General features: G+C 68.2%; 22 protein-coding genes and 1 tRNA gene. 12 read left to right on the forward strand and 11 right to left on the reverse strand.

Annotated elements, in window-relative coordinates; genetic code table 11:
* The first annotated feature begins 95 nt into the window (after positions 1–95).
* The 5 genes from nadE (at position 96) to IF29_RS43660 (ending at position 4654) form a co-directional block, all read left to right on the forward strand.
* Positions 96–938 (forward strand): ammonia-dependent NAD(+) synthetase, encoded by an 843-nt coding sequence (gene nadE, locus IF29_RS0117825; RefSeq protein ID WP_030255670.1) that lies wholly within the window; start codon positions 96–98, stop codon positions 936–938.
* A gap of 106 nt (positions 939–1044) precedes the next feature.
* On the forward strand, positions 1045–2475 hold the full coding sequence (locus IF29_RS0117830) for an MDR family MFS transporter (RefSeq protein WP_030255674.1): 1431 nt from the start codon (positions 1045–1047) through the stop codon (positions 2473–2475).
* 32 nt (positions 2476–2507) lie between these two features.
* Positions 2508–3140, forward strand: coding sequence for a TetR/AcrR family transcriptional regulator (locus IF29_RS0117835; RefSeq protein WP_030255676.1), 633 nt, complete (start codon positions 2508–2510; stop codon positions 3138–3140).
* Positions 3141–3183: 43 nt separating this feature from the next.
* On the forward strand, positions 3184–3657 hold the full coding sequence (locus tag IF29_RS0117840; RefSeq protein ID WP_030255679.1) for a nuclear transport factor 2 family protein: 474 nt from the start codon (positions 3184–3186) through the stop codon (positions 3655–3657).
* Positions 3658–3739: 82 nt separating this feature from the next.
* The gene (locus tag IF29_RS43660; RefSeq protein WP_232242190.1) at positions 3740–4654 is read left to right on the forward strand and encodes an RDD family protein; all 915 of its coding nucleotides are present in this window, start codon (positions 3740–3742) and stop codon (positions 4652–4654) included.
* A 180-nt stretch (positions 4655–4834) separates the two neighbouring features.
* Here IF29_RS43660 and IF29_RS0117850 read toward each other — a convergent pair whose 3' ends face one another.
* The gene (locus IF29_RS0117850; protein ID WP_030255688.1) at positions 4835–6940 is read right to left on the reverse strand and encodes a restriction endonuclease; all 2106 of its coding nucleotides are present in this window, start codon (positions 6938–6940) and stop codon (positions 4835–4837) included.
* Between the two features lie 2281 nt (positions 6941–9221).
* Here IF29_RS0117850 and IF29_RS45010 point away from each other — a divergent pair.
* Positions 9222–10172, forward strand: coding sequence for a DUF4429 domain-containing protein (locus IF29_RS45010; RefSeq protein WP_051725450.1), 951 nt, complete (start codon positions 9222–9224; stop codon positions 10170–10172).
* 313 nt (positions 10173–10485) lie between these two features.
* Here the strand turns inward: IF29_RS45010 and IF29_RS0117860 are convergent.
* Positions 10486–10559 (reverse strand) — tRNA-Thr (locus tag IF29_RS0117860).
* A 347-nt stretch (positions 10560–10906) separates the two neighbouring features.
* Here IF29_RS0117860 and IF29_RS0117865 point away from each other — a divergent pair.
* The 3 genes from IF29_RS0117865 to IF29_RS0117875 all read left to right on the forward strand — a co-directional run bounded on the left by IF29_RS0117865 (position 10907) and on the right by IF29_RS0117875 (position 13505).
* Positions 10907–12019: an ABC transporter ATP-binding protein gene (locus IF29_RS0117865; protein WP_030255692.1), complete on the forward strand. Its 1113-nt coding sequence runs from the start codon at positions 10907–10909 to the stop codon at positions 12017–12019.
* 150 nt (positions 12020–12169) lie between these two features.
* Positions 12170–12610, forward strand: coding sequence for a hypothetical protein (locus IF29_RS0117870; protein WP_030255694.1), 441 nt, complete (start codon positions 12170–12172; stop codon positions 12608–12610).
* Between the two features lie 130 nt (positions 12611–12740).
* Positions 12741–13505, forward strand: a complete 765-nt coding sequence (locus IF29_RS0117875) for a nucleotidyltransferase family protein (RefSeq protein ID WP_232242191.1) — start codon at positions 12741–12743, stop codon at positions 13503–13505.
* Positions 13506–13634: 129 nt separating this feature from the next.
* Here the strand turns inward: IF29_RS0117875 and IF29_RS0117880 are convergent, their stop codons facing one another.
* The 6 genes from IF29_RS0117880 to IF29_RS0117905 form a co-directional block, all read right to left on the reverse strand.
* Positions 13635–15338: a DoxX family protein gene (locus IF29_RS0117880; RefSeq protein ID WP_084714456.1), complete on the reverse strand. Its 1704-nt coding sequence runs from the start codon at positions 15336–15338 to the stop codon at positions 13635–13637.
* 150 nt (positions 15339–15488) lie between these two features.
* Positions 15489–16457 (reverse strand): 23S rRNA (guanosine(2251)-2'-O)-methyltransferase RlmB, encoded by a 969-nt coding sequence (gene rlmB / locus IF29_RS0117885; protein WP_030255700.1) that lies wholly within the window; start codon positions 16455–16457, stop codon positions 15489–15491.
* A gap of 69 nt (positions 16458–16526) precedes the next feature.
* Entirely contained in the window at positions 16527–17915 is a 1389-nt protein-coding gene (gene cysS, locus IF29_RS0117890; RefSeq protein WP_030255702.1) for a cysteine--tRNA ligase, read from the reverse strand.
* A gap of 188 nt (positions 17916–18103) precedes the next feature.
* Positions 18104–18601, reverse strand: coding sequence for a 2-C-methyl-D-erythritol 2,4-cyclodiphosphate synthase (gene ispF, locus IF29_RS0117895; RefSeq protein WP_030255703.1), 498 nt, complete (start codon positions 18599–18601; stop codon positions 18104–18106).
* A complete protein-coding gene (gene ispD / locus IF29_RS0117900; protein WP_232242192.1) occupies positions 18591–19358 on the reverse strand; it encodes a 2-C-methyl-D-erythritol 4-phosphate cytidylyltransferase in 768 nt (255 codons plus the stop codon). The genes ispF and ispD overlap by 11 nt, the downstream gene beginning before the upstream one ends.
* A gap of 260 nt (positions 19359–19618) precedes the next feature.
* On the reverse strand, positions 19619–20101 hold the full coding sequence (locus tag IF29_RS0117905) for a CarD family transcriptional regulator (RefSeq protein ID WP_030255707.1): 483 nt from the start codon (positions 20099–20101) through the stop codon (positions 19619–19621).
* Between the two features lie 408 nt (positions 20102–20509).
* Between IF29_RS0117905 and IF29_RS0117910 the strand changes: the two genes are divergently transcribed.
* Positions 20510–21124, forward strand: a complete 615-nt coding sequence (locus IF29_RS0117910) for a copper chaperone PCu(A)C domain-containing protein (RefSeq protein WP_030255709.1) — start codon at positions 20510–20512, stop codon at positions 21122–21124.
* Positions 21125–21212: 88 nt separating this feature from the next.
* Here IF29_RS0117910 and phoP read toward each other — a convergent pair whose 3' ends face one another.
* Positions 21213–21890, reverse strand: coding sequence for a two-component system response regulator PhoP (gene phoP / locus IF29_RS0117915; RefSeq protein ID WP_475630829.1), 678 nt, complete (start codon positions 21888–21890; stop codon positions 21213–21215).
* Between the two features lie 5 nt (positions 21891–21895).
* Positions 21896–23239 (reverse strand): two-component system sensor histidine kinase PhoR, encoded by a 1344-nt coding sequence (gene phoR, locus IF29_RS0117920; protein WP_051725452.1) that lies wholly within the window; start codon positions 23237–23239, stop codon positions 21896–21898.
* 207 nt (positions 23240–23446) lie between these two features.
* On the opposite strand from phoR, the gene phoU reads away from it, so the two are divergent.
* Both phoU and IF29_RS46085 read left to right on the forward strand, forming a co-directional pair.
* Positions 23447–24109: a phosphate signaling complex protein PhoU gene (gene phoU, locus IF29_RS0117925; protein WP_030255716.1), complete on the forward strand. Its 663-nt coding sequence runs from the start codon at positions 23447–23449 to the stop codon at positions 24107–24109.
* A gap of 132 nt (positions 24110–24241) precedes the next feature.
* On the forward strand, positions 24242–24418 hold the full coding sequence (locus IF29_RS46085; RefSeq protein ID WP_157623802.1) for a hypothetical protein: 177 nt from the start codon (positions 24242–24244) through the stop codon (positions 24416–24418).
* 282 nt (positions 24419–24700) lie between these two features.
* Here the strand turns inward: IF29_RS46085 and IF29_RS45020 are convergent, their stop codons facing one another.
* Complete coding sequence (locus tag IF29_RS45020; RefSeq protein WP_198037483.1) at positions 24701–25801, reverse strand: YaaC family protein; 1101 nt, start codon at positions 25799–25801, stop codon at positions 24701–24703.
* Positions 25802–25911 lie beyond the last annotated feature (110 nt).

Below are 25911 nucleotides of genomic sequence, written 5' to 3' on the forward strand. Positions count from 1 at the left end.
GCGCCGAGCGAAGAGCGCCGAGCGAAGAGCGCCGAGACGCTGCCGCCCGCCGGAAGCCGGCGGGCGGACCCGCCCTGACCAGTAGAGTTGGGCAGATGGCGAACCTACGGGAACAGATTCTTGCCGAACTCGGCGTCAGGACGACCATCGAGCCCAAGGTCGAGATCCGGCAACGGGTCGACTTCCTCAAGGAGTACCTGCGGTCGACCCCGGCCACCGGCTATGTGCTCGGGATCAGTGGCGGCCAGGACAGCACACTGACCGGCAGGCTGTGCCAGCTGGCCGCCGAGGAGCTGCGCGAGGAGGGCCACGAGGCGACCTTCGTCGCCGTTCGGCTGCCCTACGGCGTCCAGGCCGACGAGCACGACGCCCAGATCGCCCTGGACTTCATCCGGCCCGACCGGTCGATCACGGTGAACGTCAAGCCGAGTGCGGACGCGGTCTCCGCCGAGTCGGCGCTCGGGCTGCGGGAGCTGCTCGGCAACGAGCCCAGGCTGCGGGACTTCGTCCGCGGCAACATCAAGGCCCGCGAGCGCATGGTGATCCAGTACTCGATCGCCGGACAGCTGAACCTGCTCGTCGTCGGCACCGACCACGCGGCCGAGGCGGTGACCGGCTTCTTCACCAAGTACGGTGACGGCGGTGTCGACCTCACCCCGCTGACCGGACTGACCAAGCGTCAGGGTGCGGCCTTGCTGCAGGAGTTGGGTTCACCGGCCAGCGTCTGGAAGAAGGTCCCGACCGCCGACCTGGAGGACGACCGTCCCGCACTGCCCGACGAGGTGGCGCTCGGCCTGACCTACGCCCAGCTCGACGACTACCTGGAGGGTGCCGACGTCACCCCCGAAGTGGCCGCGAAGGTGGAGTCGGTCTACCGCACCACCCGCCACAAGCGGACCGTTCCGGTCACCCCCCTCGACACCTGGTGGCGCGGCTGAGCCGGGCCCCTTCCGCAGATTTAAGAAACCAATAGGTATCTTGACGCAACCCCTCTCCGCACATGAAGATACTAACTAGTATCCAATTGGCCGAGAGGGGTTCGCGGTGACTGACACATCGGTCGAACGCACGGACACCGGGACCAGCGAAAAGCTGACTCCGCAGGTCCGCAACGCCGTGCTCGCACTGATCGTCGGCGGGATCGCGGCGATCCTGGACTCGACGATGGTCACCATCGCGCTGCACACGCTGACGGTCAGCCTGCACTCCACGGTCGGCACCATCCAGTGGGTCACCACCGGCTACCTGCTGGCCATGGTCGTCGCGATCCCGGTGACCGGCTGGGCGGAGAGCCGGTGGGGCGGCAAACGCCTCTGGACGGCCGCGCTGGTGCTCTTCGTCGCCGGATCGGCGCTGTGCGCGCTGGCCTGGAACGACGCGAGCCTGATCGGCTTCCGGGTGCTGCAGGGCTTCGCCGCCGGCCTGATCTTCCCGCTGATGCAGACCCTGGGCGTCCGGGCCGCCGGCGGGCGTACCAGCAGCAGGCTGATCGCCACCATCAGCCTGCCGCTGGCGCTCGGACCGGTCCTCGGCCCGGTGCTCGGCGGGGTGATCCTCAACTGGCTCAGCTGGCGCTGGCTGTTCCTGGTCAACGTGCCGGTGATCGCGGTCGGACTGGTGCTCGCGCAGCGACTGCTGCCCGCCGACCGCCCGGAACCCGGCACGCCGCGGACGCGCCTGGACCTGACCGGGCTGCTCCTGCTCGCGCCGGCGCTCACCGGAATCGTGCTCGGCCTCTCGAACCTCTCCCAGGACGGCGGGGTCGGCCACCCCGAAGTACTCGTCCCGCTGCTGGCCGGGACCGCGCTGCTCGGCGTCTTCACCGTCCGGGCCGCACGGCCCGGCGACCGGCCGTCGGTGGTCGACGTCCGGCTGCTGCGGCTGCGTTCGCTCGGGAGCGCCTCCGCGGTCCTGTTCACCGCCGGCGCCGCCCTGTACGCCGGCATGTTCCTGCTGCCGCTCTACTACCAGCAGTTGCGCGGCGAGAGCGTGCTGCACGCCGGGCTGCTGCTCATCCCCCAGGGCATCGGTTCACTGGCCGCCCGCCTCACCGTCGGCACGCTCGTCACCCGCTTCGGCGCCCGCCCGGTCACCGTCGCCAGCTTCCTGGTGGCAGCCGCTGCGACGGTGCCGTTCGCACTCGCCGGTCCGCACACCAGTCAGTGGCTGCTCGCCGCCGCACTGCTGATCCGCGGCCTCGGAATCGGCACCGTGCTCATCCCGCCGATGGCGGTCGCCTACCGGGACGTCCCGCCGGCGGGCATCCCGCACGCCACCATGAACACCCGCATCGCCCAGCAGGTCGGCACTTCCTTCGGCATCGCGATCGTCGCCGTCGCCCTCCAGTCCCTGCTCGTCCACGGCGCCACCAGCGCCTTCCAGGGCGCCTTCTGGTGGGCCACCGGCATCACGGTCGCGGCTCTCGTCCCCGCGCTCGCGCTCCCTTCCGCCGAAGCGGAAGGGCAGGCGGTTTGAACCCAGGTCCGCAGGGCGGCGAAGATACCGGCATGGGCGAGATCCAGGAGAACAGCGACGAGCAGGCCGGCGCCACCGTGCAGACCCGCCGTCGCGGCGCCGAGCTGGAACGGGCGATCCTCGACGCGGCGTGGGAGCAGCTGACCGCCGAGGGCTACGAGCACTTCACCATCGACACCGTCGCCGCCCGGGCCCGGACCAGCAAGCCCGTGCTCTACCGCCGCTGGAAGACGCGTGAGGACCTGCTGCGCGACACCGTCCGCCACCGCGGCGCCGCGGACACGCCCGTCGTCCCCGACACCGGCACCCTCCGCAGCGACCTGCTCGCGCTGCTCGGCCAGGCCAACAACGCCCGCAACCCGATGGCCGCCCTGGTCAGCAGCATGCTCGGCAGCTACTACAACCAGACCGGCCCCACCCCGTCCGAACTGCGCGAGACGTTCCTGAGCCAACGCGGCTCCGCCGTCCGGCAGGTCGTCGACCGGGCCGTCGAACGCGGCGAGATCGACCCGGCCCGACTCACCCCCCGGATCGTCGACCTCCCCTTCGACCTGTTCCGCAACGAGGCGATGATGACCCTCAAACCGGTCCCCGACCACGTCCTGCGCCAGATCGTCGACGACATCTTCATCCCCCTGGTCACCCCGCAGCCCCCGACCCACTGAAATGCGTTCGCAGCCGGGTGCGGCGCGCTGCTAGGAATGGGCGATGGACACCGAGTCGCTCGATCCGATGGAACGCCTCCTCGCCGAACGTGACTGCGAGCGACTGCTCGTGGAGTTCCTCCGACGGCTCGACCTGGGCGACCCGAGCACGGTGGCCGACCTGTTCACCCCGGACGGCGTCTGGGAATGGCCCTACGACAGCCGCCGGATCGAGGGCCGCGACGCCCTGCGCACCTACTTCGGCTCCCGCCCCGCAGACCGCCTCTCGCGCCGGATGACGACCAACATCCTGGTCACCGTGCACACCCCCGAACAGGCAAGCGCGACCTCGTACTTCGCCACATACCGCGTCGACGGCCACACCGACGGCATGCTGCCCCCCAGACTCCCCACCAACGTCGGCCACTACGAGGACACCTTCCGCAGGACCGACACCACCTGGCTCCTCACCTCCCGAACCGTCTTCCTCCCCTTCGGCACCACCACAGAACACCTCGGCCGGCCCGCCCGGGCCTGACCTAGGACCGGTTGACATCGGGTTCACAGCGACCGGCCGTACGATCGCGCCGTTTGCGATGCCGTTGGGAACGGGGGCTCCGGTGCAACGCGCGGTTTCGAGGTGGCGGCGGGGGCTGGCCTGGCTGGTGGACTTCTGTCTGGCGGTCGGGTTGGCGGCCCTGCTGGCCAGTCTGACGTTCCATCGGATCAGTGTGCTGGTGACGGACGTCCCGAGTCTCGCGGGCGCGGTGGGGACCGGGAGTTGGCAGGTGCTCTCCTCGCACGGACATACCCTGACCGCCGCCACGGGCAGCGGACTGGAGTTGTGGCACGACGTCGAGCGGGACGTCCAGGAGGCCTTCCTGGCCCTGGCTCTCGGTTTCTTCCTCTACCAGTTCCTGATGACGGCGCTGGCTGGCCGAACCCTGGGCATGGCCCTGCTCGGCCTGCGGGTGTCGCGGCGGGACGGGGAACGACTCCGTCGTGGACAGTCGGCCAGGCGCGCTGCGGTTGCGACAACGGCGGACCTCGGTCTCTACTCGATCGCCTGCTGTCTGCTGGTGTCCGGCGATTTCACGTTCTCGCTGGTCTGCTGGGGGGTGGCGGTAGTGGCCTTCTGGTGCAACGCGCTTCCTGTGCTGACCCCGTCGGGCCGGTCGCTCGCGGACCGGTTCTCCGGGGCGGTCGTCGGCAGCAGCCTCCGGCTGCCGGCGGCGGCCGTTCAGCATGTGCAGGCGGTCCAGGCCGCCGCGGTGGGCACCCGCGCGGCGGTGGCCAACGCTCCGCAGGCGGTGGCCGAGGCCGAGGCAACGCGCCGGGCGCTGGAACTGAAGCGGGCCACCGCCGACGGCGGCCGCAGAGCCTGGGACGGTATGCGCCAGGGCGTCGAGGCCGGCGCCCAGCGCTTCGCGGTGCAGGAGCGGCTCCGACGGCCAGGGAGGCCGAGCTGGGCCGTGCCGCCGCAGCCGCAGCCGAGAAGAGCCGCGCCACCCTCGGCCGCGCCCGCTCCCGCCTGACCCGTCCCAACACAGCGCAGCCGCCACCGATGCCCGCCGCGGAAGAGACACCCCCACCACCCCCCGAAGGCTTCGGCCCACCGCCCCCCATGCACTGACTGCGCCGGGACTTCGCCAGCCAGCAATACCGGTCGGAATCGCTTCCCTGCGCGTCACCGTCGTCGACCGCAAGCACACCGTCTACGAGACGGTGACTCCGTACTCCTGGATCATGCTCCCGAGACCGCCCGTGTACCCCTTGCCTCCAGCCACGAATTCCCAGTCACTGCTGGCGCGCCGGCGAAAGGAACCGAGCACCAAGGCAGTCTCACCTGGGCGGCCGTCGGAGACAGACAGACGGTCGACCTCGGCTCCGGTGGTATCCAACAACCTGATGCTGGCGTCTGTGAAACCTGCCAGATCCGCCTGCGGATTCACCGACGGGTCGATCGCAGCGACGAGCACGAGCCGGTCTGCTGCCCTCGGAATCGCATCAAACGCCACGCGAATCGCGGCCTTGTCATGCGAGTTGTCGGCCACCGTGCAGACCGAGCCATCGGGAGTCCGGGGATTGTTGAAGAACACGAAGTGGTCGTCGCTCAGTACTCGGTTCCCGCAGCACACCATCGCGCACACATCCAAGGCGACGTCTCCCGACCACGACATACCGAGGACATAGTGATCGTCGCCGCCCGGGTCGGGCACATGCGGGGCCGCATGCTGTGGGGCCGCTCCATGCCCGGCGTCGCCCCGTCGGCCGCGCAACCCATGACGGTGCAACAGGTCCACCAACTCGGCACCCGACACCAACTCCAATGGTTTGCCGTTGGCGAAATTATGCGAACCAGGGCCGAAGCCCGAGGTGGTAACGAGGACACCCTTGTTAGCACCGACGCTCTGAACGGTTCCGTACAAGTCACGGACGGCTGTGGGAGGCACGGTATTGCGATACCGCTTCACCTGCACGACGATCTTTCCGCCACGGATGGGCGTGGGGTCCACTGCATCGACGTCCACCCCACCGTCATTCGAGCGCTGTGTCGTCACTGCTTGCATACCCATGGCACGGAACAGTTCCGCGACGAGCGACTCGAACTCGATCGGATCCATCTCGTACAGATCCGGCTCCTCGTCGTCACCTCCGTGCGAGGCGACACCGCTCCCGACATTGCTGGGCAGTCGTCCCGGGCGTACTGCGGCACGTTGGTCGGGACGTGCGGACAGCTGCCCCCGAAGCCCGTCGACCAGGCAATCCACTGCGTTGACCAGTTCCAGATTCAGAGTACTGAAAGCCGAACGGGTAGCCATGACTGTGGCCAGGAAGACCTGGGCTCGTCTGCCGGTCGCCGGATCGTTGTCATCCACAAAGCCATTCAGCGCAACCGAATCAAGTACGCCGAACTCATCCGCTCCGAAGAGCTCGCGCAATGTCAGCAGAACACACTGCGCCAGAATATCCCGATACTGCGACCGGCGCTGCGCAGCGGGACGGGCTGTCTCCTTGTCCTGGTCAGCGGTGGGCATGTATCGCACCGACTTTGTCTCCGGTACGACTTCATACCTCGGCATTTCCCAATTCAGGACCAGTTGGCGAGCAGCAGAGTCGTAGCCTGCGGATACTTGACGTGGCAGCCCCTCCGGCCATGCCGCGGACGCGTAGAGGGCTGCTGAGAAATACTGCACCACCGCTTCGGGATCACCATTGCGGAGAGCTGCTGCCATCTCCATGATTCCAGCGTTGTGCCGCCGAATCTCGGCCAGTCGCGCATGGGCCCACCGGTCGTACTGCTGCCGGTAATCCGCCAACTGCTGCTGGCGGTAGGTCTCCGCAGCCTGAGCAACGTGCCAGTCATGCTCGAAACGTGCCCGAGCCTCCTCCTCCGCTCGTGCCCGGCGGCTCGTACCGAGCGTCCAACCTCCGACCTGGGCCTGATACTGGCTCGGATCCGGCATCGGGACGGGTGAGGCAAGTTGGCCGGGGGAGAACGCCTCGATCTGCTCAGAGTGCGTGAGGCATGCCGTCCTGAACGCCGGAGCCCGGCATCCGGAGGCCAGCAGGTTCGTCAGAGCCTGGACCCGAGCCTCCAGTTCCGCGGTCCGCTGCCTCGCGTCCTCATCTCTGTGCTGCCTGTACGCGGCCTGCCGCTCGCGCTCACTCTGGGCGAGTGCACGTTCATGCGCCCGCCGCTGTCGCTCCTGCTCACGCTGGTTCTGTGCCTGTGCCCGGCGCTGCATCTCCTGCTGCCGCTGCTGCTGACGCTGTGCCTCGGCCCAAGTACCGATCAACCCGTTGGAGCGACGACTCATGCGTCCAGGCCTTCCCCTCGGGACGACATCGTCCTCAAGCCGCACGCTGGCCCCTCGACCAGCAGTAACGGCAAGACTCTAGTCCGTAGCGCGGGTGGGTCGGCAGAAGTCCTCGGAACGACAGACACAAGATTCGCGGAGCTGGAAGGCAGGCCGATCTGGGAGCATGCTGCAGATGATCCACAATTGGTGTCGGAGCTATGGAAACCGAAGGCCAGTCACACCAGTTGCTTGCATGCGAACTGGACTTCCCCTCGTTCACCGGCCGGAACTGAGCTGCATTCTGGGGTGCCATCGGGTCTGATCGAGATCCTCAGCTACGTCCTCTTCGTCGGTTGGACGCACCTCACGGCAGCGGTTCAAAGCCGGGCCTCGATGCTTGATCTCCCATTGGATCGGTACCGTTCGGAGTACCAGCCTGACCTCATGCATGACCACGGCTGCCTCTGGATGCCCCGTGCCGCGCCGTCGACTCAGACACGTGACAGACACAGTCATCTTGTGGACCGAACCAGACTGGACACCACTCACCGTAGCCGCAGTACGAGCAGCAGTGGCTGGGCAAGCATGGCCCCCTCCGGCTCAAGCAATCGCTGAGGCTGAGGTGACCATCGGATACCCTCTGCCGAGCCTGCTCCGACGTCTGTACACCGAGGTCGCCAACGGCGGGTTCGGCCCCATGTCTGGCATCGTCGGTGTGCGAGGCGGACACGCCTACCAAAGGCAACCTGGCCGACCTCGCCGAACTGTCCGAGCCCGGACCGGACCCGGAGGGCCGAATCCCAGCCGGCGTGGTCCCCGTTTACGACTGGGGCTGCACCGGATGGTCAATGGTGGACTTCCGCGATCCGACCGCTCCCATGTGATGGAACGAAGTAGGCCAAGCCTGGCCACCGACTCAGAGGCTCGCCCAGTGGCTGATGCAGACGATCCACGGCACCTAGACCTGGCCACTTCGGGGCCAGAGCCCGGATAGCACACGCCCCAATCCCAGGCGTAACTCGGAGCTCGGGCCCGCTGACGCAGACGTCTCCGTTAGCCACAGCAACCCCGGTCGGAGCGCTCCGACTGGGCCTTCCGCTGGAGCCACCTGTCGGATTCGGACGGACGACCCACGCACCCTAATCGCGCCGCGGAGCAACCCTCCCTACGAGGGAAGGGCTGCTCTCTCAACCGTTCACTTGGCCATCCTCTACGCCGACACCAGAACTACCCGAAACCGCATGCGGCACGAGCGGATCGGCACGGCTGGTCCGACGCGAGCGCATGGCTAGAGCAATAGCCCAGCTGCAGTTGATCCGAAGAGGCGGCACCCGGAACACGCCACTGACATACTCAAACTGGCCACATGAGAACGCGTCAGCTGTGCTCCGGATCTGGATTTCAGATCCAGAAACCCGATCATGCTCCCAGTGGTTGGACACATATATATCAGGTATCGAGACAGCCTGGGGGGACCGGCTTGTCAGGAACAACAGGAGTACCAGGACCACACAACGCTAGGGCATCAGGGGGAAGTGGCTCTGGAGGCGGGGGAAACAACTGGCCTGCGATCATTGCCGCAGTCGGGACGCTGCTCGCGGGTCTGGGCACGGTACTCGGCTTGGTTCTTACGCACAGCGATTCGAACCCGTCAACGCCAGTCACCAGCCCGGTTGCGCAGGGCTCGTCGAACGTGCCGTCTCCTTCCGCCACTTTGCCCGCATCCCCGCAGCCCCCAACACCATCATCAACGCCCCCGTCTGTTGCCGCAGTGACATCAGCGGTTTTCCCGAACGCAGCATGGCTCGGCACATGGCGAGGAAGCGAAGAGGGAACAAATCAGTCGGCGGCTCCGGAAGTGGTAATAATCCACACAGCAAAGATCGCGGAGGCCTTCGCTACAGCGACCTACCCTACGTTGAACTGCACCGGCACCTGGGTACTCGACGAGTCGCATCCCGGCGAGGTCCTCGGAAGCGAGACAACCGCCGGCGGCACCTGCACGGGCGGTGACTTCAAATTGGATCTCCAGGAAAACGGGACGCTCTTGTTTACACAGACGGCGGGAGGCAGCCCTATCACCGCAATACTGACACGCGACAGCTAAGGTCCCGTTAACGGCGAAGATCTTTCCCGCTGACCGTGTGCAAGAGGGCCTGTCCAACTGGGGTAGGCCCTCTCAATCATTCGTGCGGCCGCTCGATTCCGTGCTCCGAGAACTGCCGAGTGGCGCCGGCTACCGGAACCAGTACGGGGCTGCTGCCATGCAAGTTCCCCCGATGCGCGCGACACTTTTTTCGTGACTGTGATCAAGGGGTACAACGGCAGCGTGGAGATCACGGGAGACGACCTCGTGCTGACGAGGCATGGCGCAATGGCGAAGCTGTCGAAGCAGACCATCCCAGAGCGGGTGATCCCCCTGTCTGCCATCAGCGCAGTGGATATCACCGCTGCGACCATGGTGAAGAACGGTCGGCTGCGTCTTGGGCTAGGGGGTGCGCCGCTGACTACGTTGGGCGGTGCAGACGCGTTGACCGATCAAAACACGGTGATTTTCACCCACCACCAGCGCCGGGACTTCCAGGAACTCCACGAGCTCTTGACGTCGATCATCGAGAGGAACCGGGGCGCTGGGATCGACGCCGCTTTTGCTCATGTGCACTCAAACGATGCTCTGCTGTCTGTGGAGCATCAGAAGGGCAGCAACCTCGTCGCAAAGCTGGGTACAGCTGGGGAGAGGCAAGATATCGCGCAGGCCGCTGCCCGTCTCAACTGGACACTGGGCAGCAAACGCGAGATCAAAAAGCTCCCGGAGCACCTGGCCGACGGAGAGACTGTGCGGCTCTTGGCCTCGGGCACCTACGGCAATGCCAAAGGCATCGTGGCCCTGACCGACCGCCGCGTTCTGTACTTGCGACATGGTCTTACGGGGCAGGGGCTGGTTGACTTCCCGCTAGGCCGCATCTCATCCGTTACGACCAGTGAACGGTTGGGGTTGGGCACTCTTGTCCTGTTTGTCGCCGGCAACAGCGAGAAGATCAGTGACATCCTCTCCCGCGATCTCGCACCACTCGCGGATGCGATCCGGAGTGCAACGACATCGAGCAGTACCCAGCCCTCACCACAACTTCCGCCTTCACAGCCTGACGTCCTAGACCAGATCACCAGGCTGTCTCAACTGCATGCTTCCGGGGTCATCAGCGACGAGGAATTCAACTCGAAGAAGCGCGAACTCCTTGACCGCTTGTAAGCCAACCTCTCAGCTGATACTCAACAGTCAGGCTGCGTGGCACTCAATGGCACAGCCCCGCATGACTGCACTGGCATGAGCCTCCTCGCGTTCGCCGTGCAAGGGCAACGGTCTCGCTCTCAACTGACCCATCCTCCCCATTCCGCCAACGCTGATCCGCATCTTTGAGGAGGCATGGAGAAGGTCTCTGTCGGCCAGGACAACGCTCGAACTGAGACCAGCCCCATCAAGGACCCCCGGGGCCGGCCGCCGCAGACGGCTTCGTTAGTCACGAAAGCCCCGGTCAGAGCGATCTGACCGGGGCTTCGGCGTGAGCCCCCTGTCGGATTCGAACCGACGACCTACGCATTACAAGTGCGTTGCTCTGGCCAGCTGAGCTAAGGAGGCGTGGTGCCTGTCCGCGGCGTGCCACGGCAGGACCGAGGGCAGTCTACCGGGCGGGGTGGTCGGGTTGGTCGTTGTTTTGTCGGGGGTGGGCGTCCTGGTTCAGGTGATTTGGGGGGTTATAAGTGGCAGAGGTGGTCGTTTTGGGTGCTCGGAAGGTACTGACAGGGGCGCATCCTGGCAGGTAGCGTCACCTGCAGTTCACCTTTCGCGGGTGGACTAGACCTCATCAGCGCATCGCACCGCGCCGCTCCGGCGGGTCGGCACGGCGGGTACGCGGAGGGGCGAACCACCATCCGCCTTTACTCGGATCGTCCGGCACGTTCCTGCCGGTGAAGGAGAGCAGCAGCATGCCTACGGTGACTTTCGACAAGGCCACCCGGATCTACCCCGGCGGCACCAAGCCTGCCGTCGACGCCCTGGACCTGGACATTGCCGACGGCGAGTTCCTCGTCCTCGTCGGCCCCTCCGGCTGCGGCAAGTCGACCAGCCTGCGGATGCTCGCGGGCCTGGAGGACGTGAACGGCGGCTCCATCCGCATCGGTGACCGCGACGTCACGCACCTCCCCCCCAAGGACCGGAACATCGCCATGGTGTTCCAGAACTACGCGCTGTACCCGCACATGACCGTCGCCGACAACATGGGCTTCGCCCTGAAGATCGCTGGCGTCAACAAGGCCGAGATCCGCAAGAAGGTCGAGGAGGCCGGCAAGATCCTCGACCTGACCGAGTACCTCGACCGCAAGCCGAAGGCGCTCTCCGGCGGTCAGCGCCAGCGTGTCGCGATGGGCCGCGCGATCGTCCGCGAGCCGCAGGTCTTCCTCATGGACGAGCCGCTGTCCAACCTGGACGCCAAGCTCCGCGTGCAGACCCGCACCCAGATCGCCTCGCTCCAGCGCCGCCTGGGCATCACCACCGTCTACGTCACCCACGACCAGGTCGAGGCCATGACCATGGGCGACCGGGTCGCGGTGCTCAAGGACGGTCTGCTCCAGCAGGTCGACACCCCCCGCAACATGTACGACCGCCCGAACAACCTGTTCGTGGCCGGCTTCATCGGCTCGCCCGCGATGAACCTGGTCGAGGTCCCGCTGGCCGACGGCGGCGTCAAGTTCGGCGAGTCGGTCATCCCGGTCTCCCGTGCCGCCGTGGACGAGGCCGCCTCCGCCGGCGACCGCACCGTCACCATCGGCGTCCGCCCCGAGCACCTGGACCTGGTCGGCGAGGGGGACTCGCTCGCCAAGGGCGGCGCCGGCCTGGCCGTCACCGTCAACGTCGTCGAGGAGCTCGGCGCCGACGGCTACGTCTACGGCACCGCCAAGGTCGGCGACGAGTCCAAGGACCTGGTGGTCCGCGTGAGCGGCCGCGCCGTCCCGCAGAAGGGCGAGGTCCTGCACGTGGTCCCGCGCGCCGGCGAGACGCACGTCTTCTCCACCTCCTCGGGCGCCCGCCTCAGCGACTGACGACAAGTCGACAACGTCCCCGATGGCCACCACGGCCGTCGGGGACGTTTTCATGTCCGGATGGTCCGACGGCGCGCTTGATAAAAATGGCATCACTCATTGGAGTGACCGAATGTCGCCAAATCATCACCCATCGCTACCATCTTGGTCGTGAAGCAGCTAGCGAACCGCCTCGGCAAGACCCTCGCCTTCGTCCTGCCCGTCATCCTCGTGACGACCGGCACCCTTGCGGTGACCCGCGTCCCCTGGGCTCCGTCCGGCTCCGGCGACCAGCAGGTCCTGGCCGCCTCCAGCAGTACCTCCGGCAACAGCTCCGACGCGGTGCGGCAGCAGGCGACCACCCCGCAGGACGCGCTCCGGGCCCGCCTGCTGCAGACCCTGCGCACCCAGGACCCGGGCGCCGCCCTGGACCAGCTGGCGCAGGCCATGCAGCAGCAGCCGTCGCTGACCCGCTACTGCACCGACCTCGCCCGTGACCTCGGTCAGGCCGCCGTGCGCAAGTACCAGGGCGACGTGAAGCGCGCCCAGTCCTTCGCGCGCCCCGTCTGCGACGGCTCCTTCGCCGTCGGCACCCTCTCCGCGGCGGGCTGACCCCCGGTCCCCCCGCACCACGCGCACCACACGCCGCGCCCGCTCCACCCGTACCACCAGCTGCTCCCGTGCCCACTCCGCCGTCAGGCCCTGGTACGGGAGCGGCGCAGCTCCGTCTAGGGTTCTCCCCATGACCGCTGACCTCATCCCCTCCATGGAGCGCTCGCCGCTCTCGTCCCCTCCGGTGACCCAGGCCGTGATCCTGGCCGGTGGACAGGGATCCAGGCTTCGCCCCTACACCGACACCCGTCCCAAGCCGATGATCGAGATCCCGGGCACCGGGATTCCGATCGTCGGCCACCAGCTCCAGTGGCTGGCGGAGGAGGGCGTCACCGATGTCGTCATCTCCTGCGGCCATCTGGCCGAGGTCCTCCAGGACTGGCTCAAGACCGCAGCGCTCCCCCTCAACGTCTCCACCGTCGTGGAGACCGAGCCGCTCGGCCGCGGCGGCGGCCTGAAGTTCGCCGCCACCGCGCTCCCCCGCAAGGACGAGCCCTGGTACGCCACCAACGGCGACATCTGGACCCGCTTCCGGCTCCGCGACATGGCCGACTTCCACGCCGAGCGCGACGCCCACGCCACCCTCTCCCTGGCCCGTCCACGGCTCCCCTGGGGCACCGTGGAGACCGACCGGTTCGGCAACGTCCTCGACTTCATCGAGGCCCCGCCGTCGCCGTACCTGGTCAACGCCGGCGTGTACGTCTTCTCGGCAGCGTTCACCGGCATGCTGCCCGACCTCGGCGACCACGAGCGCAGCACCTTCCCCCGGCTGGCCCGTGAGCGGCGCCTGTCCGGCTGGGAGCTGCCCCAGGGCGTCTACTGGCGCGCCATCGACACCGCGAAGGACCTCTCCGAGGCCGCCAAGGAACTCGCCGCAGCCCGCGACTCCCAGTAGTAAGCCGAGAGAACCGGCAGTCCGGCCGGCCCGACAGCAGAGCGGCCCCGGAACGACATCGACGTCGTTCCGGGGCCGCTCCCCGTTCCCCGCTTCCTGTTCCCCGCTCGCGCGTCGGGGGACCGGCGCTCAGGTCACCGGGGCTCCGCCGGTGCTCGCGCCGCTGCCCGGCATCCCCAGCAGCGGCAGCGGTGCGGGGGCGCTGGTGCCCAGCAGACCGCCGATCACCCCGTTGGTGCCACCGCTGCTGCTCTTCGGCGTCGGCGAGCTGCTGTGGTGGTGCGACGGCGTGCTGCTGGCGCCACCGGACGACGGGCTGCTGCCGCCCGTACCCGTGCTGGACGAGCTGCCGCTGTGGGTGCTGCTGCTGTGCCGCGGGGTCGGTCGGTGCGACGGGGCCGCCGTCGTCGCCGCGGCCGACGGCGAGTTCGAGGCGGACGGTGCGGCCGAGGACGGGTGCGCCGACCCCTGCCCGCCCGCCGCCGGGGCGCCGGTGCTCGGGTAGACCGGGCTCGGGTAGTCGGTGGGCACTCCGGACTCCGAGGGGACGACGGTGGTCCCGATCCGGTGGTCGCGCACCGCCGCCCCGAGCGCCGAGCCCAGCAGCAGGGTGCCGCCGATCACCACGGTCGCCACCACGAAGCCGCGGCGCAGCACCCGCCGCCGCAGCACCGCGACCGGGGTGCGCTCGCCGAGCCGGTGCCAGGCCTCGATGGCCAGCCGTCCGTCCAGCGAGAACAGCGGCGCGCCGGCCAGCAGCAGCGGGCTCCAGGCGGCCAGGAAGATGATGTCCGGCGCGTCGTAGGCCGGGCCGGTCCGCCAGCTCACCGTCACCAGCAGCGCCGCCGACAGCAGCATGGCCGTACCGGCCGCCAGCCGCTGCCACAGCCCGAGGATGGACAGCACGCCCACCACGATCTGGATGAAGGCGACCGCGAGCCCGGCTCCCACCGGGTGCGCCAGGGCGAACTGCATCAGCGGCTGGGCCATCGGCCAGGGGTGCAGCGACTGCAGCCAGTGCATCATCGAGCCGCGAACCCCGCCGTCGAAGTAGACGGGGTCGGAGACCTTGCTGAACCCGGCGTAGATGGAGATGCCGCCCAGGAAGATCCGTAGCGGCAGCAGCACCAGGCCCAGGTCGACGCGGCGGCCCGGGTACCAGGCGTGGCGAACCGGTTCTCCCGACTCCCGCGCCTCCAACTGGTACTCGGGGCCGGAGCCCCAGGGCTGCCGCCCGCCGACGTAGGTCACCCCGTCGTCCGGGGCGCCGCCCGGGGCGTGGCCCAGGCCCTGGCCGTAGCCGTCCTCGGCCTCCGGCGGGACCGGGAGCTGCGGCATCAGCTGCGTCTCGACCGGCGAGGCGGACGACTGCACCGGGAGCACCCCGGTGGCGGCGTCCGGCCCGACGCCGCCCTGCCGCACGGCGTCGAGCAGCGGGGCGGCCCCGCCGGTCCAGGTGATCGGGGTGACCCGGCGCGGGCGCCGCGGGCGTGCCTCGCCGGCGAGGCCCGACGCTCCCGCGGTCCCGGCCGCTCCGGCCACACCCGCCAGGGCGCCCGCCTCCATCAGCGGGGTCAGGACCAGCATCGGCTGCGTCTGGTCGGCGTTCATCCCGGAGTAGCCGGAGTCGACGGGGGGCGCGGCGAAGGCGGGCGCGGCCACCTGAGCATCGATCAGCGGGGTCACGGCGGCGCCGAGGCGCACCCGGAAGCTCGCTGTCGTGCTGCTCAGCCGGGCCGGGTCGGTCGGTACCTTGACCGCGTACAGCCCCGGTCCACCGTCGCTCCCCTCGTCGCGTCCCCCCTGAGGGCGGTTAGGTGTTCTGGTGTCCACATCTCACTAACCGAGCGAGAGGCCATTTGGACACCCCCGGGGGTCACCCGATCCGGCGATCCCCCGCGACACGCCGAAACCCTCGCTCATACGCCCGAACGAGCGGTACGGCGAGGGTGACGACGTGTCGAACGTCCTTGTCCGGTCCGATCAGTGCTTGTTGCGCAGCCGGGCGGCCTCGTAGAGCACGATGCCGGCCGCGACGCCCGCGTTCAGCGACTCGGCGGCGCCGGGCATCGGGATCCGCACCGTCAGGTCGCAGGTCTCCGAGACCAGCCGGGACAGGCCCTTGCCCTCCGAGCCGATCACGATCACCACCGGGCCGGTCAGCGCCTCCAGGTCGCTCAGCTCGGCCTCGCCGTCGGCCGCCAGGCCGACCACGAAGCAGCCGGCCTTCTGGTAGGCCTCCAGCGTCCTGGTCATGTTGGTCATCCGGGCCACCGGGACCCGGGCGGCCGCGCCGGAGGAGGTCTTCCAGGCGCCGGCCGTCATCCCGGCGGCCCGCCGCTCGGGGATGACCACGCCGTGCCCGTCGAAGGCCGCCACGGAACGGACGATGGCGCCCAGGTTCCGCGAGTCGGTGATCCCGTCCAGGGCCACGATCAGCGCGTCCTCGTGGTTGTCGGCGGCCCGCGCCAGCAGGTCGTCCGGGTGCGCGTAGTCGTACGGCGGCACCTGCAGGATGAGGCCCTGGTGGTTGTGGCCCTCGGCGAGGTTGTCCAGCTGCATCCGTGGGGCCTCCATGAGCGGGACGCCCCGCTCGTTGGCCAGCGTCAGCGCCTCGCGCACCCGCTCGTCGTTGTCGATGAACTGCTGGACGTAGAGCGCCGAGGCCGGCACCCCGCCCTGCAGCGCCTCGACCACCGAGTTGCGGCCGTAGACCAGCTCGGAACTCGCCTTGCCGCCGCGTCGCGCGGAGCCACGGGACTTGTTGCCCGTGGTGGCGCGCTTGGCGGCGGCGTTGGCCATCCGGTTCTTCTTGTGCCCCTTGCGCTCCGACGCCTTGGGCGTCGGGCCCTTCCCCTCCAGTGCCTTCCGGCTGTGGCCACCGGTTCCGACCGACGGGCCCTTCTTCGAGCCGGGGTTGCGGCGGTTCCTGCGCTGGCTGTTGCCGGCCATCAGTTCAGTCCTGCTTCCATGAATACAAAATCTGCGTACGTACCCGTATGCGTGCTTGCATACGCTTGATCAGCCGAGCGTCCAGCGCGAGCCGTCGGCGCGGTCCTCGATGGCGAGCCCGGCCTGGGTGAGCCGGTCCCTGATGGCGTCGGAGGTCGCGTAGTCCTTGCGCTCGCGCGCCGCCTGCCGCTGCTCCAGCACCAGCTTGACCAGCGCGTCCACCACACCGTGCAGGTCCTCACCCTGTGCCGGACCGGCCCACATGGCGTCCAGCGGATCGAGACCCAGCACACCGAGCATCGCACGGACCTCGGCCAGACGCGCTACCGCGTTCTCCTTGTCGTCCGCCGCCAGCGCCGCATTGCCCTGCCGGACGGCCGTGTGGACGATGGCCAGCGCCTGCGGAACGCCGAAGTCGTCGTCCATCGCCTCGCCGAACGCCGGGGGCACGTGCACGGCCGCGGTGACCTCGCCGTGCTGCTCGACGACCCGCTGCGCGAAGCTCTCGATCCGGGCGAACGCGGTCTCGGCCTCGCGCAGGGCCTCCTCGCTGTACTCGATGGTGGAGCGGTAGTGCGGGGTGCCCAGGTAGTAGCGCAGCACGATCGGCCGCCACTTCTGCACCATCTCGGAGACCAGCACCGAGTTCCCCAGCGACTTGCTCATCTTCTCGCCGCTGAGCGTCACCCAGGCGTTGTGCAGCCAGTACGAGGCGAAGTCGTCGCCGAACGCCTTGGACTGCGCGATCTCGTTCTCGTGGTGCGGGAAGATCAGGTCGCGCCCGCCGCCGTGGATGTCGAAGGCGGCGCCCAGGTACTTGTGCGCCATCGCCGAGCACTCCAGGTGCCAGCCCGGACGGCCGCGCCCCCACGGTGTCTCCCAGCTCGGCTCACCGGGCTTGACGGACTTCCACAGCGCGAAGTCGCGCTGGTCCCGCTTGCCGGTCTCGCCCTCGCCCGATGGCTGGCGCAGGTTGTCCAGCTCCTGGTGCGACAGCGACAGGTAGTCCGGGTAGGAGGTGACGCTGAAGTAGACGTTGCCGTCCGCCTCGTAGGCGTGGCCGTTCCCGATCAGCGTCCGCATCATCTCGATCATCTCCGGGACGTGCCCGGTGGCCCGGGGCTCCCCGGTCGGCGGCAGGCAGCCCAGCGCGTCGTAGCCCTCGTTGAAGGCGCGCTCGTTGGCGTAGCCGATCTGCCACCAGGGCAGTCCGGAGAGCCGCGACTTCTCGATGATCTTGTCGTCGATGTCGGTGATGTTCCGCACGAAGGTGACGTCGTAGCCCCGGTACGCGAACCAGCGACGCATCACGTCGAAGTTCAGCCCGGAGCGGATGTGCCCGATGTGCGGGGCGGCCTGCACGGTCGCACCGCACAGGTAGATCGAGACGCAGCCCGGCACGAGCGGGACGAAGTCGCGTACCTGGCTGGCGCTGGTGTCGTACAGGCGAATACTCACACCGTCAAGCGTAGTGGGAAGAGCGGGGTGCCCTGGCCCCAACGGGGCACAGGGCCCGGATCCGTTCACATCGCCGTAGCTTTTACGGGATGTCCCCGGGGCTGCTGGGTGCGGTCCGTCCACGCGGAGAGCCGGTCTCAGCCTGCGCCCGGCCGTTCCCATGCCGCCCCCGAAGGAGTGACGGCCCCTCAGGACGCCGGGTACACCAGCGCCGTCGCCAGCGCCGCGAGCCCCTCGGCGCGCCCGGTCAGGCCGAGCCCGTCCGTGGTGGTCCCGGAGACCGAGACGGGGGCGCCCAGCGCGGCGGAGAGCGCCTGCTGCGCCTCCTCGCGCCGCTTGCCGACCTTCGGCCGCACCCCGACGACCTGCACCGCCACATTGCCGATCTCGAAGCCGGCCGCCCTGACGATCCGTCCGGCCTCGGCCAGCAGCCGTACCCCGGAGGCGCCGGACCACTCGGGCCGGTCGGTGCCGAAGTGCGCACCCAGGTCGCCGATCCCGGCCGCGGAGAACAGCGCGTCGCAGGCGGCGTGGGCGGCGACGTCGCCGTCGGAGTGCCCGGCCAGGCCGTGCTCGTAGCCGTCCCAGCGCAGCCCGGCCACCCAGAGCTCGCGGCCGGCCTCGAAGGCGTGCACGTCCGTGCCGATCCCCGTGCGGGGCAGCCTCACCACGGGTTCAGAACTCATCGAGCGCCCTCCGCCTCGCCAGTACCGCCTCGGCCAGCACCAGGTCCAGCGGCCTGGTCACCTTGAACGCCTCCTCGTGCCCGGGCACCACCACCACGCTGCCGGCGTAGCGCTCGACCAGCCCGGCGTCGTCGGTGGCCTCGATCCCGTCGTTGAGCGCCTTCTCGTGCACCCGCAGCAGCACCTCGCGGCGGAACCCCTGCGGGGTCTGCACCGCGCGCAGGGTGGACCGGTCCGGGGTGGCCACCACCGGCTCGGGACGGCCGGGCACACCGGTGGGCCGCACCTGCTTGACCGTGTCGGCCAGCGGGACGGCCGGGACCACCGCCTCGGCGCCGTCGGCGACGGCACGGGCGACCGCGTCCACCACGTCCACCGGCACCAGCGGCCGGGCGGCGTCGTGCACCAGCACCACGTCGACGTCCTCGGGGATCACGGCCAGGCCCAGCCGGACCGACTCCTGCCGGGTGGCTCCGCCGGGCACCACCGCGATCCGGGCACTGTCGTGCCCGTCCACGCCGTAGTCGTCGAGCAGTTGGCGGACCTGGGCGACGCCGTCCACGGGGGCGACCACCACGACCAGGGTCACCGCGCGGGAGCGCGCCAGCGCGCGGACGGCGTGCACCAGGAGCGGCACACCACCCAGTTCTCGCAGGGCCTTGGGGGCACCGGGGCCCAGTCGTTCGCCCCGACCTGCGGCGGGGACCACTGCTGCGGCGTTCAGGTTTTGTTCCTTCGGCGAAGTGGGTATGGCCAAGGCGTGCTGGGCCGAGCGCCTTCCGTGGAGTTCGTCCTGCTCGTCCCGGCACCGGGGGTGGCAACCACTCCCGGAACGGCACAGTACCGGCGCGGCCCGGCCGCCCGCGCGCGGGGTTCCTCACTCAAGGTTCCATCGCCCGGCGCCCGGTGGACATGACTCAGCGCCCGCCGTGGCAACGACGGGCGCTGATTCACACTGCATGCACCACTACAGCTGTGCACGAGGGACTGTTCGGCCGAACAGCGACTCAACCAGGCTCAGGAGGCGAGAACCTCGTCGAGCAGCGTTTCGGCCTTGTCCTCGTTGGTGTTCTCAGCGAGTGCCAGCTCACTGACCAGAATCTGCCTGGCCTTGGCCAGCATCCGCTTCTCACCAGCGGACAGCCCGCGCTCGCGCTCACGTCGCCAAAGGTCGCGCACAACCTCCGCGACCTTGATAACGTCACCCGAAGCAAGCTTCTCCAGGTTCGCCTTGTAGCGGCGGGACCAGTTGGTGGGCTCCTCGGTGTACGGTGCACGCAGCACCTCGAAGACCCGGTCCAACCCATCCTGGCCGACCACGTCGCGGACGCCTACGAACTCTGCGTTCTCCGCAGGTACGCGGAGCGTCAGGTCACCCTGCTGCACCTTCAGCACCAGGTAGGTCTTGTCCACACCCTTGATCTGGCGAATTTCGATTGCCTCGATCAGCGCGGCCCCGTGATGGGGGTAGACCACGGTGTCGCCAACCTTGAACGTCATGTGACAGGTACCCCTTCCGTGGCTTTCCAGAATAACACGGTTGCAGCCATATCCGAAGGGTGTTTTCGCAGGTCAGAGCCAGTCTCAGGGCTTGACAACCACCCCTGCCGCGTGCTGCGACCCCAGTTCGAGGAGAGCTTCCCGCAGGTCGGAGCGCTTGCGCACGAACCGGTCACACCTCGCCGACCCGTTATTGATCTTACGCGGAAGACGTAATCGAAACGTTATCTGATCTTCGACTGAACGGCTTTCGCAGATGTCCGGGGCGGGTGTGGCGTTCGGGACGGGGACGCGACACGGGGCCACCCCGTGTGGAGCGGATAAAGAGGCTCGGTAATCTGATCGCGGCGGTCTCCCACAGACAGCCGTCCTGCCAGGACCCAGCACGTCCAAGGAGAAGTCACCGCCGTGAGCCGCAGTCTTCGTCGCGGCGCAGTCGCCGCCGTCATCCTCGCGACCGCTCCCATCCTCGCCGCCTGCTCCGCGGGGTCCAACGCGGCGACCCTGCAGGTGAAGCCCGACAGCGCCGCCACCTCCATCGTCAAGGGCGACTCGGCCCTGAAGCTCAACGGCATCGTGGTGGTCACCGACGCCGCCGGCAACGCGCCTGCCAACGTCACCGTCAACATCGCCAACAACGGGTCCGCCGACGACACCCTGACCGGGGTCACCGTCGACGGCAGCACCCAGGCGACCCTGAGCGGGGCGGCGACCGTCCCGGCCGGCGGCTCGCTGCTGCTGAGCGGCCCGGACCAGGTGGCGGCGACCGTCCCGACGCTCAACGAGAAGCCGGGGCAGAACGCCACGATCACCTTCACCTTCGCCAACGCCGGGTCGGTCACCGTGCAGGCCCTGGTGAACGCGGGCACCGGCGAGTACACCTCGTACGCGCCGACCGTCGCCCCCACGGTGGCCGCCAGCACTCCCGCCACCACCCCGGCGACGGGCAAGGCGAGCGCCTCGGCCAGTGCCTCGGCCTCCGCTTCCGCCTCTGCCTCCGCTTCGGCGACCTCGACCCCCTGAGGCCGGACGGCAGACCTCATGGCTGTGCCCCGGACGCTTCATCCGTCCGGGGCACAGCCATGAGGTGGGTGGGGCGGGTTCCGGCGGCTTACGGCTCGAACTTGTAGCCGAGGCCGCGGACCGTGACCAGGTAGCGCGGGGCCCCCGGGTCCGGCTCGATCTTGGCCCGCAGGCGCTTCACGTGCACGTCGAGGGTCTTGGTGTCACCGACATAGTCCGCACCCCAGACGCGGTCTATCAACTGCATCCGGGTGAGCACCCGACCGGCGTTGCGCAGCAGCATCTCCAGCAGGTCGAACTCCTTCAGCGGCAGGTCGACCTTGGCGCCATCCACGGTCACCACGTGCCGGTCCACGTCCATCCGGACCGGTCCAGCCTCCAGCGCGCCGGGGCCGCCGACGGTGGTCTCCGGCTCGCCGCGGCGGCGGAGCACCGCGCGGATGCGGGCGACCAGCTCGCGGGTGGAGTAGGGCTTGGTGACGTAGTCGTCAGCCCCTATCTCCAGGCCCACCACCTTGTCGATCTCGCTGTCCTTGGCCGTGACCATGATCACGGGGACGCTGGACTTGGCCCGCAGCTGGCGGCAGACCTCGGTGCCGGGCAGTCCGGGCAGCATCAGGTCCAGCAGGACCAGGTCGGCGCCGTTGCGTTCGAACTGGTCCAGTGCGTCGGGGCCGGTGGCGGCGATGGCCACCTCGAAACCCTCCTTGCGGAGCATGTAGGACAGGGCATCGCTGAAGGACTCCTCGTCCTCTACGACAAGCACACGGGTCACGACTGGACCTCCGGGGCAGGGTGGTGGACAGGCAGGGGGTGTTCGGTCACGGGCTCGGGCTCGGCTTCGGTGCGGCCGTCGACGTCGCTGTCGATACCGATCTCGCTGTCGGACTCGATGTCGGACTCGATGTCGGTCTCGGCGGTTGCTGCGGCGTCGGTGCCGGCGGTGGTCGCCGTGCCGGCGGGGGTGGTGGTGGGGAGACGCAAGGTGAAGGTGGAGCCCTGGCCCTCGACGCTCCACACCGAGACCGTGCCGCCATGGGAGGCGGCGACGTGTTTCACGATGGACAGGCCGAGGCCGGTGCCGCCGGTGGCCCGGGACCGGGCCGGGTCGACCCGGTAGAAGCGCTCGAAGATCCGCTCGCGGTCCTTCTCGGAGATCCCGGTGCCCTGGTCGGTGACCGATATCTCGACCGTGTCGACCCTGGAGCCGGGGACCTTGCGGGCGGCGATGGCGACCCGGGTCCGTACCGGACTGTAGTTGACGGCGTTCTCGACCAGGTTGCCCAGCGCCGCCGCCAGCTGGCCGCGGTTGCCGTGCAGATAGAGGCCGGCGATCCCGCCGGCCGCCATGGTGATCTGCTTGGCCGCGGCCTGGTGCCGGCAGCGGTCCATCGCCTCGGCGACCAGCTCGTCCACGGCGACCGGCTCGGCGTCGACCAGCCGGTCGTCGTCCTGGACCCGGGAGAGTTCGATGATCTCCTGGACCAGGCTGGTGAGCCGGGTGGCCTCGATCAGCATCCGGCCGGCGAAGCGGCGGACCGCCTCGGGGTCGTCGCTGGCGTCCTGGACGGCCTCGGAGAGCAGGGACAGGGCGCCCACCGGGGTCTTCAGCTCGTGCGACACATTGGCCACGAAGTCGCGTCGGACCGCCTCGATCCGGCGGGCCTCGGTCAGGTCCTCGACCAGCACCAGGACCAGCCGGGAACCGAGCGGGGCGACCCGGACCGAGACCGCCAGGGCGTCACCGGTCTGCTTGCCGCCGCCCCGGGGGATGTCCAGGTCGGCCTGCCGTATCTCGCCGTCGCGCCGGGTCAGCCGGGCCATGGCGAGCATCTCGTTCACCGCGATGGCACCGCCCCGGACCAGTCCGAGGGCGTACGCGGCCGAGCTGGCCTTGATCACCTGATCGCTGTCGTCGAGCACCACCGCGCAGGAGCGCAGCACCGACAGCACGGTGTCGACACCGGGCGGCAGCTCGGGCTCGGGCTGCTGCTCCACCCGTTTGGCACTCTTCTTGCGATCCTTCTCGCTCCAGCGGAAGGACAGCGCGGCGGTGAGGCCGACTCCGAGCCCGGCTAGCGCGCTCGCTGCGGCTTCAGCCACGGTCACGTCCATGCGTTCAGCGTAAGCGCATGGTAGTGACCTGCTGTAACCCCTGGATAAGGGCATCAGCCCCAGGTCGCCGAGAATTCACCTTGGCGTCGTAAGTGGTTCACTCGCACTGAGCAAGCGGTACGTCCGAACGGCGCATGGTTGACTCGCACGCCCCTAACACGGACAGCCCTGGTACAGACAGCTGGGACAAGCAGGAGGACAGGACCGATGCGCGACGCTTACCACGAGGAACTCGATTCGATCGGCGACGGCCTGGTCGAGATGGCCCGTCTGGTGGGGTCCGCCATGGGCCGGGCGACCACGGCGCTGCTCGACGCCGACCTCGCACTGGCGGAGAGCGTCATCGCCGCGGACGAGAAGGTCGACGCACTGCACCACGAGCTGGAGAACCGGGCCATCGACCTGCTGGCCCGCCAGCAGCCGGTCGCCACCGACCTGCGCATCGTGGTCACCTCGCTGCGGATGAGCGCGGACCTGGAGCGGAGCGGCGACCTGGCCCGGCACGTGGCCAAGCTGGCCCGGCTGCGCTACCCCGAGTCGGCGGTCCCCGCCGACCTGCACCCCATCGTCCTGGAGATGGGCCAGCTGGCCCAGCGGCTGGTCGCCAAGGCCGGCCAGGTGATCGCGTCCAAGGACGTGGACGCGGCGCTGGAGCTGGAGCGGGACGACGACGCGATGGACGAGCTGCACCGCCAGCTGTTCTCGCACCTGCTGGACGACCGCTGGCGGCACGGCATCGAGACGGCCGTGGACGTGACCCTGTGCGGGCGCTACTACGAGCGCTTCGCGGACCACGCGGTGTCCGTCGCCAAGCGCGTGGTGTTCCTGGTGACCGGCGAGCACGCCGACGAGTTCGTGCCCGAGGCCTAGCCGCACGACAGCCCTTGGCAGCGGGGGCGCGCGGGCGGGCGTACGGGATGATCCCGTACGCCCGTTGACGCTGCGTAGGCGGGGGGCTTCACTGAGTCGTAGGCATGACCGCCTGAAGGAGGTCCACCACCGATGACTCAGTCCCCGACCCCGCCCGCCCCGATCAGGGCTGATCCCACCGAACCCGGCCCCGAGCAGACGCTCCGCATCCCGCTGCCACTGGTGGCCGCCTGCGGCTGCGGCTCGGGTTGCGGCTGCGGCTGCCAGTCCGGCGGCACCTGCCAGTGCGGCGGCGGTTGCTGCCACTGACGCGCCGCTGCTGACGGCCGCCGGTCGCCGGCCGCCGGCCACCGCAGACGAGAGGACCCCGACCGACGGTGGTGTGCCGTCGGTCGGGGTCCTCTGCGTTGCGTTCGGTGCTCGGGCCTACTTCTTCTTGCCCTGGGCCCGCCCCGTTCTCCCTGGCTGGTCAGCAACACTTGTACGTGGCTAACCAGGTAACGACCTGTCGACAACCGTCAGCGTTCGTGGACGTCGATGGACCTCGGACGGCCCAGAAAGCGATCCGAAGAGCGACAGAAGCACGTACGCCTATACCCGATACGCCCCTTGCTCGTTGAAAATCTGGTCCGCCCCCTCAAGGGCGGAAAGCGTGTCCAGCAGCATAGGAAGGGCGCACTCGCGCGCAATCGCATCGAACATGTATGCCTGCTTAGGGTAGATCTGCAAGTCAAACACGGATGGCTTGTAGCGCACAAGAGAAGAAGCATAATAGGTCACTGCATACCGCGCCAGCGAAGATGGCATCGGAATTGACTTATTCCCACCCATGGTCGGGCATATCATAAAGTCATGAAACTCATCCGTGCGCATTCCCACTATATCCCGAATCTTCATGGCATTCGCCAGAGCCAGGTCAAAGTTGGGAACAGCGGGTGCCGCATTTGGTGCGAGATCCAAGGATTCGTAGAGACTGCCGTTACCAAGAGCGCGCTTGCTAATTGCGAATATGTCACGCCAATGGTCCACCATCCGCACCTGGCGGTAGCTCTTCAGCAGGATCTTCTCTGTTCGACTCGGTAGACCTCTACCCCTGTCTTGGACAAGCAGCATGGTCCAAGAATTGGAGGAATCCATCGCCAGTGAAATATTTGCACCTACAATCTGACACTCACCGAGGCCAGCGTCTGCGACTTGTGTTCCCACCTCGGGAATCTGAGCAAGGAGTCGCTTTACGGACAGCCTAGTCCCCTTCGGTAGAGAATGACCCGTACGCTCCTCATAGAGCCAACGAAAAACGCCCTCCTTAACTTCGAGAACATCGCCTGCAACCGTCTGCGCACGTTTCGGGCTGAAACTGAGGCCGTGGCCAACAAATTTTCCGGAGATGTCATTAGGTCGATTGCTGAGCAACTCCGCCTTAGCAAAGTTTAGCATTGCATAATAATAGAGGAGGCATGCAGACCTATTAGGTACGTCAATAGCAGCTGTATAGTTACTCAGTGCCTGACGGAGAAAATTTCGATACTCCCGCCAAGCCTTGTTCTTCTGAGCAAGGGTCCCAGGAAACCTCGCTCGCCCTACTTCTGCAATTTCAGCATGTCTACGCAGGTTCTCTAGTAGAAGTGGAAACGACGCCGATTCGCTCCAAAATTTTGCTTTCCTCACGGGATCCTGAAGAATCGCAGGCATGTAGCTCTGATATGGCCTATTAGCTGGCAAGCTCACGCTAAACCCGCCTTCGCTCGAACTGCAAGAAGTAAAATCTACACTGCCCAAGCCATGATCGCCCCCGAATGCGG

It is taken from the genome of Streptacidiphilus jeojiense (assembly GCF_000719095.1).
Lineage (GTDB): Bacteria > Actinomycetota > Actinomycetes > Streptomycetales > Streptomycetaceae > Streptacidiphilus > Streptacidiphilus jeojiensis.

Coding starts and splice junctions, on each gene's coding strand:
- nadE (WP_030255670.1), top strand. CDS start 96: ATGGCGAACCTACGGGAACAGATTCTTGCCGAACTCGGCGTCAGGACG.
- IF29_RS0117835 (WP_030255676.1), top strand. CDS start 2,508: ATGGGCGAGATCCAGGAGAACAGCGACGAGCAGGCCGGCGCCACCGTG.
- IF29_RS0117840 (WP_030255679.1), top strand. CDS start 3,184: ATGGACACCGAGTCGCTCGATCCGATGGAACGCCTCCTCGCCGAACGT.
- IF29_RS0117850 (WP_030255688.1), bottom strand. CDS start 6,940: ATGAGTCGTCGCTCCAACGGGTTGATCGGTACTTGGGCCGAGGCACAG.
- IF29_RS0117865 (WP_030255692.1), top strand. CDS start 10,907: ATGCCTACGGTGACTTTCGACAAGGCCACCCGGATCTACCCCGGCGGC.
- IF29_RS0117875 (WP_232242191.1), top strand. CDS start 12,741: ATGACCGCTGACCTCATCCCCTCCATGGAGCGCTCGCCGCTCTCGTCC.
- rlmB (WP_030255700.1), bottom strand. CDS start 16,457: ATGGCCGGCAACAGCCAGCGCAGGAACCGCCGCAACCCCGGCTCGAAG.
- ispF (WP_030255703.1), bottom strand. CDS start 18,601: ATGAGTTCTGAACCCGTGGTGAGGCTGCCCCGCACGGGGATCGGCACG.
- IF29_RS0117905 (WP_030255707.1), bottom strand. CDS start 20,101: ATGACGTTCAAGGTTGGCGACACCGTGGTCTACCCCCATCACGGGGCC.
- phoR (WP_051725452.1), bottom strand. CDS start 23,239: ATGGACGTGACCGTGGCTGAAGCCGCAGCGAGCGCGCTAGCCGGGCTC.
- phoU (WP_030255716.1), top strand. CDS start 23,447: ATGCGCGACGCTTACCACGAGGAACTCGATTCGATCGGCGACGGCCTG.
- IF29_RS46085 (WP_157623802.1), top strand. CDS start 24,242: ATGACTCAGTCCCCGACCCCGCCCGCCCCGATCAGGGCTGATCCCACC.
- IF29_RS45020 (WP_198037483.1), bottom strand. CDS start 25,801: ATGCCTGCGATTCTTCAGGATCCCGTGAGGAAAGCAAAATTTTGGAGC.